The sequence below is a fragment of the Novosphingobium sp. UBA1939 genome (assembly GCF_002336885.1).
In the GTDB taxonomy this organism is placed as follows: Bacteria; Pseudomonadota; Alphaproteobacteria; order Sphingomonadales; family Sphingomonadaceae; genus Novosphingobium.
Window position 1 is genome coordinate 25,256 of the sequence record NZ_DDFB01000103.1, and the last position, 9,949, is coordinate 35,204.

The following is a 9,949-nucleotide window of genomic DNA, read 5'->3' on the forward strand; positions in this document are numbered from 1 at the left end:
ATGGCGGCTCCGGAAGCGGATTCGCTGGAGGCGCTGTACGGCGCCTTCGCGAGCATGAACATGGAGGGCGGCTGGCACCGGAAATTCCCGGCGCTGTGGCCCGAGCCGCGGCGTAATTTCCTGCCGCACGTCTGGCGCTATGCCGAGGTCAAGCCGATCCTCGACCGTGCCGGGCGGCTGGTCGATACCGCACAGGCGGAACGCCGCAACCTGACGATGTTCAACCCCGTGGAAGGCAACGTCTATTCCACGGTGCGCACGATCGTGGCGGCTTACCAGATGATCCGGCCGGGCGAGGTCGCCCGCGCCCATCGCCATACGCCCAACGCGCTGCGGCTGATCCTTGAAGGGCGCGGTACTTATACCGTGGTCGACGGCAGCCAGGTGGAAATGCGGCCAGGTGACGTGCTGCTGACGCCAAACTGGGCCTGGCACTCGCACGCCAATGGCGGCGGCGAGGATTGCTACTGGATGGATTTCCTCGATGTGCCGCTGGTGCATCTGATGGAGCCGATGTTCTACCAGCCGCATCCGGCGGGGCTGGAAGCGGACGTGACCGAACTGGCCGAAGCGCCGATCGCGTTCCGCTGGGAAGACACGCTCGCCGCCCTGGATGCGGAGCAGGCGCGGGTGGGCGAGGGCGCACCGGCATCGGTGACGCTGGGGCCGGCGCAGCTCGATACGATCGCCCTGCGCATGATGCGGATACCCGCGGGTGTAGAAACCGCGTCCCTGCGCACGACCGCGAACAACATCTTTGCCGTCGTGCGTGGCAACGGCACGACCGAGGTGGACGGGCAGACGCTGGAATGGCGTTTCGGGGATACCGTGGCGATTCCGGCGTGGCGCCCGTTCACGCACCACGCCGCCGAAGATGCGGTGCTTCTCCAGGTCACCGATGAACCCGTCCTCGCCAAGCTTGGCTGGCTGAGGACCGAAACGCCGTGATCGCGCGGCATCGCAACCAACTTTCATTCCGGAGCATGGCATGACCAAATCGCCCAAGATCCTTATCGCCGGTGGTGGCATCGGCGGCATGGCGGCCGCCCTTTCCCTGCTGCGGCGCGGCTATGACGTCGAGGTGTACGAGCAGGCGCCCGAGCTGGGCGAGGTGGGCGCGGGCGTTCAGATCAGCCCCAACGGCGCGCGCGCGCTCGATGCGCTGGGCGTGTTCGAGACGCTGAAGGCCGCGTCCTGCGCGCCGCGTCGCAAGGAGTTCCGCCTGTGGAACACCGGGCGGGCGTGGCCTATGTTCGATCTGGGCCAGATGGCGATCGAGAAATACGGCTATCCCTATCTCACGGTCTATCGGCCGGACCTTCTGGGAACGCTGGTCGATGCGGTGCGTGCGATGGCGCCCCAAGCGATCCATCTGGGCGCGGCGGTAGAGAACGTGACCAACCGGGAAGACGGCGTGGCGCTGCACCTGGCCGGCGGCAAGACCGTGGAAGGCGATATCCTGATCGGTGCCGATGGCGTGAAATCCACCGTGCGCAAGTGCCTGTTCGGCGATGACGAAGCCAATTTCACCGGCATGATCGCCTGGCGCGCCGTGATCCCCATGGAGCGTCTGCCCGAACATATGCGCCAGATGGTAGGCTGGACGTGGATCGGGCCAGGGGGCCACATGGTCAACTATCCGCTGCGCGGCGGCAAGCTGATGAACATGATCGGCACGATCGAGCGCAATGACTGGCAGGTCGAATCCTGGTATACGCAGGGCAGCATTGAGGAATGCGCCAACGATTTCGCCGGCTGGCACGAGGACGTGCAGACGCTGATCCGGTCCGCGCCGACGGTAATGAAGTGGGCGTTCATGGAACGCACGCCGCGCCAGAAGTGGAGCGAGGGCCGTTCGACCCTGCTGGGCGACGCCTGCCACGCCACGCTGCCGTTCCTGGCACAGGGTGCGGTGATGTCGATCGAGGACGGCGTGGTGCTGGGCCGTTGCCTTGACCAGTACGACGATCCGAAGGAAGCCCTGCTGCGCTACGAGGCCGCGCGCGTCGACCGCACGAGCCGCATGGTGCGCGGGGCCAAGGAAAACACCGCCCGCTTCCACGAGACCGCGCTGGCGACCGAGGAAGGCGCGGTGAAGTACATGGAAAGCGAATGGAGCCGTGATCCGATCAACGATCGCTACGACTGGCTCTATCGCTACGACGTTCTGACCGCCGAGATCTGAGCATGACGGAGGCTGCCGCTTCTGCCGCCCGTCCGCCTGCCGACCTTCTGGCGGGCGTGCGGGTGCTCGATCTAACCAACGTGCTGTCCGGCCCCTATGCCACCTATCAGATGGCCATGCTGGGTGCGGAGGTCATCAAGGTCGAGAATCCGAAAGAGGGCGATCTTGCGCGCAAGCTCGGCGCGTCCCCGGCGCTCAATGCGATGATGCTCGGCACCTCGTTCCTGGCGCAGAACGCGGGCAAGAAGTCGGTGACGATCGATCTCAAGCATCCGGACGGCAAGGCACTGTTCCGCGATCTGCTGGTGACGGCGGACGTGGTGGTCGAGAACTTCCGGCCGCGCGTGATGGATCGGCTGGGCTTCGGTTACGAGGAAGTGCGGGCGATTAACCCGCGCATTGTCTATTGCGCGATTTCGGGCTTCGGGCAGGAAGGGCCGCTCAGCGCCAATCCCGCTTACGACCAGATCGTGCAAGGCCTGTCGGGGGTGATGAGCATTACCGGCGATGCGCAGTCCGCGCCGCTGCGCGTCGGCTATCCGTTGTGCGATACGCTGGGCGGGCTGGCCGCGGCCTTTGCCGTGGTGAGCGCGCTGTTCCGGCGCCAGCACAGCGGGGAAGGGGCCTATATCGACCTCGCCATGCTCGATGCGACGATTTCGGCGATGGGCTGGGCGGTATCGAACTACCTGATCGCGGGTGTCGAGGCGCAGCCGATCGGCAACCAGAACACGACGGCTGCGCCTTCCGGCGCGTTTCGCTGCGCCGACGGCCAGATCAACATCGCGGCGAACAAGCAGGAACAGTTCGAGCGGTTGTGCGATCTGGTGGGGCTTTCCGCGCTCAAGACCGATCCGCGCTTTGCCGAGCGCGAGGCGCGCAAGGCCAATCGCGCGGCGCTCAACGCGCTTCTGGACGAGGCGCTTGGCGCGCGGGGGGCCGCGGAATGGGAGGACCTGCTCAACGCCAACGGCATTCCCGCCGGTCGCATCCTGTCCATTCCCGAAATCCTAGCGCACCCGCAGATCGCGGCGCGCGGCCTGATCCATGAAATCCCCATGCGCCAGCCGGGGCTCGAAACGGTCAAGGTCTGCCGCGCAGGTTACAGCCTGGGCGACAGCCAGCCGGCCGCACGCTCCGCACCGCCCTTGCTGGGGGCCGACAATGCCGAGATATTCGGCGCGCTGGGCCGGGACACGGCGGTGCTGGAGACGTTGAAGGCCGGAGGCGCGATTTGAGCGCCCGCTTGTTGTCCGGCGCGGTGGCGGCGGAAATTCCGTCGCCCTGCGCCGGATCAGTCAGCGCGAACCTGCGCGAAGCGGGCGGGCGTTTCGCCCAGATTGATCGAGAGCCGCGCGGCGGCGTCGATCGCGATCGGGCGCAGCTTTTCGACGTAATCGTCGGTGAAGCGCGCGCTGGGGCCGGAAAGCGTGATCGCGCCCATCAGTTTGTGCCCGGCGCCGAACACGGGGACGCCGACCGCCGCCATTTCCGGATCGACGCTACCGATCGAGATGACGCAGGCATTGTCCGGTGTGAGCGGGGCATAGGGCATTGCTTCATAGTCGCGCAGGATGGTGGACGCGGCGCTGCGGTTGAGTTCGCGCCGGTCGCCCTGGCGGATCGAATAGTCGCGCACGGTATGGCGCCCTTCGGCGCGGAACAGGCAGACCTGGTATTCGCCGTCGCGGATGAAGAACGATGCGCCTTCGGCAGTCTGCGCCACCAGATCGTCCAGCACGGGATCGATGAACTGCCGCAGGTCGAAAGCGTCCTGAAACACGGTGGACAAGGCCAGCAGGCCTGCGCCGAGCTGATAGCTCCCATCCGCGCGCTGCCAGACGAAGCCGTACTTTTCGAGCGATCCCATCAGCCTGAGGATGGTGCTCTTGTAGAGGCCGGTAATGCGCGAGATTTCCGCGAGGGTGAGGACCGGTTTGTCGTGCCGGAAGGCGTGAAGGATATCGAATGCGCGGTCGACCGCCGCGACGCCTGCCTTGGAATTCATGATTTTGGGATGCCCCGCCTAAGCCTTATTGGTTGTTCTATTTAGCAGAACGTCGGTTCAATTTGTCAATGGCTATTTGCGGCGAAAAAAATGTTCGGTGAAGGAACCAGCACATGACCGATCTGCCCTCGCGCGTGTTTATCAAGGAAGAAGGGCCGCGAGAAGGCTTCCAGATCGAGAAGCGCCTGATTCCGACCACGGAAAAGATCCGGCTGGTCGATGCGCTTTCGGATACGGGGCTGGATTATATCCAGGTCACTTCGTTCGTTCATCCCGGCAAGGTGCCGGGCATGGCTGATGCGGAAGCGGTCGTCGCCGGGATGACCCCGCGCGATGGGGTGCGCTATGCCGGGCTGTGGCTGAACCAGCAGGGGCTGATCCGCGCTATCGCTACGGGCAGGCTTTATCTGGAGGGCAAGCTGACGCTCTACGCGTCCGACGCTTTCCTCAAGCGCAACCAGAACCGGGATCCGCAGCAGCAGCTTGCCGCCCAGCCGGAACTGGTGAAGATGTATCAGGCGCATGGAATTCCGGTGCGCACCGGCTTCGTCACAGCCGCGTTCGGCTGCAATTTCGAAGGCGACGTGGCCCCGGCCAAGATTGTCGCGCTGGTGAACGAGATGCGCGCGATCGCGCGCGATCAGGGGGAAGACCTTTCGCTGATCGGGCTGGGCGACACGATGGCCTGGGCCACGCCCGAACGCATCCGTCGCGTGGTTGGCATGGTGCAGGACGCCAACCCAGACGTGGACCTTTCGCTCCACCTCCACGATACGCGCGGGCTGGGCCTCGCCAATGCCTATGCCGGGCTGCAGATGGGCGTGCAGCATTTCGACGCGGCGGTAGCCGGGCTGGGCGGTTGCCCGTTCGCCGCGCACGCCGGCGCGGCCGGCAACATCTGCACCGAGGATTTCGTGCTGATGTGCGAGGAGATGGGTATCGAGACGGGCGTCGATCTGGAAAAACTGGCCGAATGCGCAAGGCTGGCGGAAGAGATCGTCGGCCATCCACTGCCCGGCAAGGTCAAGACCGGCGGTAGCCTTGCCGCGCTGCGTTCGCGCATCGCCGCGTCGTGATGTTCGCCTGATCCTCGCGAAAGCCCGATCGATGAATGCCTGCCTGACGCCGCTTTCGCGGCTTTCCGCCATCCGCAGCGCCGCGCTGGCGCACTTGCCGCGATCTCTGGTCATCCTGCTCGAAAACGTGCTGGCGCACGAGGCCGAGCCGGCGCCGCTGGTCGCGCGGTTCGAGGAATGGCTGCAACGCGGCGAGGCGATGGCGGAACTGCCGTTCCGCCCGGCACGCATCCTGATGCAGGATACCGCCGGTGTCGCGGCGATGGCCGACCTGGCCGCGTTGCGCGATCATGCCGTGGCGAACGGCCATGCCCCGGGCGAGGTCGACGCCGCGATTCCGATCGATCTGGTCATCGATCATTCGGTACGCGTGGATTACAGTGGCACACCGGAAGCGGCGACGCGCAATCTGGCGCTCGAATACGCCCGCAATGGTGAGCGTTACCGCTTCTTCAAATGGGCCGAGCACGCCTTTCCCAAATTCCGCGTGGTGCCGCCGGGGCAGGGCATCTGCCACCAGATCAACCTGGAGATGCTGACCAACGGTGCCGTTCCCGCGCCGGAAATGCCCGGCGGCTGGATGGCGGAGACGGTCATTGGTACGGACAGCCACACCACAATGGTCAACGCACTGGGCGTGCTTGGCTGGGGCGTGGGCGGGATCGAGGCAGAGCTGGCCGCACTCGGCGCGCCGGTGCCGATCCCGCTGCCGCGCGTGTGCGAAGTGGTGCTGACCGGCGCCCGGCCAATCGGCGTGACGGCGACCGACATCGCCCTGCACGTGGCCGCGCGGTTGCGCGCGGAGGGTGTGGTCGACCAGATCGTGGAATTCGATGGCGACGCACTTTCCTGGCTTTCGCTGCCCGATCGAGCGGCCATCGCCAATATGTGCCCTGAATACGGGGCGACGGCCGCGCTGTTTCCCGTGGACGAGGAAACGCTGGCCTATCTGGAGACGATGGGCCGCGATGCCAGCGTGCTGGCGGCCTATCGCGCCTATGCGTTGGAAACGGGGCTATGGCGCGGGACAGGGCCGGCGCGACGCTATTCGCGTTCGCTTGCCATTGCGCTGGACGAGGTCCGGCCGGTCATGGCGGGGCCGCATCGTCCGCAACAGGTACGGACCTTGTCCGAGGTCCGCGCCAGTCTCGAAAGCCGGTTTCCCGCGCTGGCGCCGCCGGTCGACCGTGCCTGTCCGGGCAATGGGGCGGTGGCCATCGCGGCGATCACCAGTTGTACGAACACCGCGAATCCCGAGGTGATGCTGACGGCGGGGCTGGTGGCGCGCAAGGCCATCGCACGAGGGCTGTCGGTTCCCGGTTGGGTCAAGACCTCGCTTGCGCCAGGCTCGCGCCGCATTGCCGCGCTACTGCGGCGGGCGGGGTTGCAGGACTCGCTCGACGCGCTGGGTTTTCACGTCGTGGGTTTCGGCTGCACCACCTGTGTCGGCAATTCGGGCGATCTCAAGCCCGCATTGACCGGACCGGACGTGCCGGACCTTTTGGTCTCGCTGCTTTCGGGTAACCGCAATTTCGAGAACCGCATTCACCCCGCGGTCGGCGCGAACTATCTCGCCTCGCCGCCGCTGGTTGTGGCCGGAGCGCTGGCGGGCAACCTCTATGCCGATCTTTCCGCCGATCCGCTGGGGCATGACCGGAACGGCCAGCCGGTGTTCCTGCGCGACATATGGCCCGATCCGGATGAGATCGCGCACGCGATGACGCACTGGCGCGATAGCACTGCCGAAGCTGGCGACACGGAAGCCTGGGCAGCGCTGGACGCTCCTTGCACACCGCAATTCCCCTGGGATGCGCTATCCGCCTTCATTCAGCCACCGCCTTTCTTCGACGAACCACGCACGGGGCTGTTGGGGGACATCGTCGATGCACGCGCCTTGCTGGTGCTGGGCGACAACGTGACCACGGACCACATCTCCCCGATCGGGCGCATCCAGCCCGATACGCCGGCCGCCGCCTATCTGCGATCGACCGGCGCTGCCGAGGGCAGCTTCGGCAGCTATGGCGACCGGCGGGCGAACCATCACGTCATGCTGCGGGGCACGTTCGACAACGCGCGGCCGGAAAACCGCCTCGTCAGCGCGCCGGGCAACCGGACGATCGGGCCGGACGGGGCGGAATGCGCGATCCATGACGCGGCTATGGCGTTCGCGGCGCTGGGCGTGCCCGTGGTGGTGCTGGCGGGCGAGAACTACGGCACTGGTTCCGCGCGCGACTGGGCGGCCAAGGGAACGGCGCTGCTGGGTGTTCGCGCGGTCATCGCCCGCAGCTTCGAGCGCATCCATCGTGCGAATCTGATTGCGCTGGGCGTGCTGCCGGTAGTCGTTGAGGCGGATCTTTCGGGCGTGAGCGCCGGGGCGAGGATCGCGCTGCGCGGCGTTGCAGCGCTTTCGGAGGCGGACCGGACGCTGGTGGCCGAAATCCTCGAGCCGGGGCAGGACGAACCGCTCCGCCTGGATGCGCGGGCCGATGTCTGGTCGGACAGCCAGTTCGCCATGCTGCGCGATGGCGGCCTTTTCGCAGCGTTCCGCAAGCGGTTCGGCGGCATGTGACCCGCCGCCCCCGGAGCCGCGTCGGGCGCCGGAGGCGACAGGATTTTCAGAGCCGGAATACGCGTTCGGCGTTGGTCTGCATCAGCTTCTTCTTCGCGCCGTCGGCTATGTCGAGCAGGTCGTGGATGCGCACCTCTTCGGGCACGTACTGGTAGGGATAGTCCATCGCGTACATCACGCGGTCTTCGCCCAGCACATCGAGGCACAGCTTGATCGCCGGTTCGAACGGCATCCCGCTGGTGGTCACCAGCACGTTGTTGCGCATGTAATGGAACAGGTCGTGCCGCAGCGGCTTCAGGCATGCGTAGCGTTGCGAACGCACGCCCGCGCCGTGCATGAAGTTCAGGCGATAGAGCCAGTAGGGCAGCGCTTCTCCCGCATGGCCGACGATGATCTGGAGATCGGGATAGCGATCGAAAATGCCCGAGGTGATGAGGCGGAGCAGATGCAGCCCGGTCTCCACGCCGAAGCCGAACACCGCGCCGTCCAGCCCGGCTTCGAGCATCGGGCCGATCATGCTGTCGGGCGGCGTGGTGGGGTGGATGTAGAGCGGATGGCCGGTATCGGCCAGCGCGCGGAAGATCGGATCGAACTTCGGATGATCGAGATATTCGCCATGGGTGTGGCTGTTGACGAGCACGCCCCGGAAGCCGAGTTCCGCCCCGCGCCGGATTTCCGCCGCGCTCCATTCCGGGTCCTGCGGCGCGATCGCGGTCATGCCCACGTAGCGGTCGGGGCGGGCAGCGACAGCTTCGGCCAGGAGGGCGTTGGATGAGGCGCTGACACGGCGGGCGTCTTCCACGTCGACGTAGGCCTGCACGCCGGGGCTGGTCAGCGAAAGCACGGCCACGTCGATGCCGCTGGCGTCCATGTCGGCGATGCGTCCCGCGCCAAGATCGAGCAGGCGATCGAGCGTCTGGCGCGCGCGACCGTCGCTGTTCATGCCGTAGAAGCCCCAAAGCGAGGTGATGCCCCGGTCGGCCTTGCCGTCCTTCACCAGCCGGATCAGCAGATCGACCTGTTCCTGCGTGGCGAAGGCTTCTTCGGTGGCGATGCGCAGATAGCCGCGGTCGCCGCCGGTCCTGAGTTCGTGAGACATCGTGTCTATCCCGGTTGCAGCGGCTGGATCAGCCTTCGTGGACGGTCTTGGTGACGAGGCAGGCGGCCAGGCCTTCCGGGCCGTCCTCATGGCCATGGCCCGACCATTTCACGCCGCCGAACGGCGCGTCCGCCCCGCCGATGGTAGTGGTGTTGAGCGCCAGCATTCCGGTTTCGAGCCGGTTCTGGATCGTCTTCTGCCGCTTGGCGTTGCTGGTCCAGCAGTAAGCGGCAAGGCCGTAGGGCAGGCGATTGGCCTCCGCGATCATGGCTTCTTCACCGGCATAGCGGTTGATGAGCGCGACGGGACCGAACGGTTCCTCGTTCATGATCTCGGCCGAAAGCGGGGTGTCGGACAGCACCGTCGGCGCGAAGAAGAAGCCCTGGTTGCCGATCCGTGCGCCGCCGGTGTGAAGCGTGGCGCCGGCCCGCACAGCATCGCCGATCAGCCGCTCCATTGCCTCGGGCCGCCGGGCGTTGGCCATCGGCCCCATCTGTACGCCGTCCTCCACTCCGTTGCCGACGCGGACCGCCTGCGCGCGGCGGACGAAGCCTTCGAGGAAGCGGTCGTAGATGCCTTCCTCCACGATGAAACGCGTCGGTGCGACGCAGACCTGCCCGGCATTGCGGAACTTGTGCGGGACCACGGCGTCGAGCACCTGATCGACATCGACATCGTCGAACACCAGCACCGGGCCATGTCCGCCAAGCTCCATGGTCGTGCGCTTGAGGTCTTCGGCGGCGAGCTTGATCAGCAGCTTGCCGACCTGGGTCGATCCGGTGAAGCTCAGCTTGCGGATCACCGGCGAGCGCAGAAGATAGGACGAGACTTCCGCCGGTTCGCCGAACACCGCCTGCGCGACCTCCTGCGGGAGGCCGGCGTCATAGAGGCACTGCAGCACACCCAGCGCGGAGGCAGGGGTTTCTTCCGCCGCTTTCAGGATCACCGAGCAGCCCGCCGCGATCGGCGCCCCCAGCTTGCGCCCCGGATTGCCCAGCGGGAAGTTCCACGG

The 9,949-nt window shown here is 66.3% G+C and carries 8 protein-coding genes; 5 read left to right on the top strand and 3 right to left on the bottom strand.

Translation table 11 applies throughout. From position 1 onward, the window contains the following. Genes B3547_RS13195 through B3547_RS13205 form a run of 3 tightly spaced genes read left to right on the top strand, consistent with a single transcriptional unit; the run spans position 1 to position 3,423 of the window. Positions 1–948 carry a cupin domain-containing protein gene (locus B3547_RS13195; RefSeq protein ID WP_292963863.1) on the top strand — a complete coding sequence of 316 codons (948 nt, stop codon included), beginning with the start codon at positions 1–3 and terminating at the stop codon, positions 946–948. A 40-nt stretch (positions 949–988) separates the two neighbouring features. Then, a complete protein-coding gene (locus tag B3547_RS13200) occupies positions 989–2,185 on the top strand; it encodes an FAD-dependent monooxygenase (protein ID WP_124809622.1) in 1,197 nt (398 codons plus the stop codon). A gap of 2 nt (positions 2,186–2,187) precedes the next feature. Next, the gene (locus B3547_RS13205; RefSeq protein ID WP_292963866.1) at positions 2,188–3,423 is read left to right on the top strand and encodes a CaiB/BaiF CoA transferase family protein; all 1,236 of its coding nucleotides are present in this window, start codon (positions 2,188–2,190) and stop codon (positions 3,421–3,423) included. A gap of 56 nt (positions 3,424–3,479) precedes the next feature. On the opposite strand, the gene B3547_RS13210 is transcribed toward B3547_RS13205, so the two are convergent. Further along, positions 3,480–4,193, bottom strand: coding sequence for an IclR family transcriptional regulator (locus B3547_RS13210; RefSeq protein WP_292963868.1), 714 nt, complete (start codon positions 4,191–4,193; stop codon positions 3,480–3,482). A 113-nt stretch (positions 4,194–4,306) separates the two neighbouring features. Between B3547_RS13210 and B3547_RS13215 the strand changes: the two genes are divergently transcribed. Together B3547_RS13215 and B3547_RS13220 are read left to right on the top strand one after the other, a co-directional pair. Continuing rightward, complete coding sequence (locus tag B3547_RS13215) at positions 4,307–5,269, top strand: hydroxymethylglutaryl-CoA lyase (protein WP_292963870.1); 963 nt, start codon at positions 4,307–4,309, stop codon at positions 5,267–5,269. Between the two features lie 31 nt (positions 5,270–5,300). Then, entirely contained in the window at positions 5,301–7,838 is a 2,538-nt protein-coding gene (locus B3547_RS13220) for an aconitate hydratase (protein ID WP_292963872.1), read from the top strand. A 46-nt stretch (positions 7,839–7,884) separates the two neighbouring features. Here the strand turns inward: B3547_RS13220 and B3547_RS13225 are convergent, their stop codons facing one another. Both B3547_RS13225 and B3547_RS13230 read right to left on the bottom strand, forming a co-directional pair. Further along, the gene (locus tag B3547_RS13225) at positions 7,885–8,937 is read right to left on the bottom strand and encodes an amidohydrolase family protein (protein ID WP_292963874.1); all 1,053 of its coding nucleotides are present in this window, start codon (positions 8,935–8,937) and stop codon (positions 7,885–7,887) included. A 28-nt stretch (positions 8,938–8,965) separates the two neighbouring features. Further along, a partial coding sequence (locus B3547_RS13230; protein ID WP_292963876.1) for an aldehyde dehydrogenase family protein occupies positions 8,966–9,949 on the bottom strand: 984 nt, incomplete at its 5' end.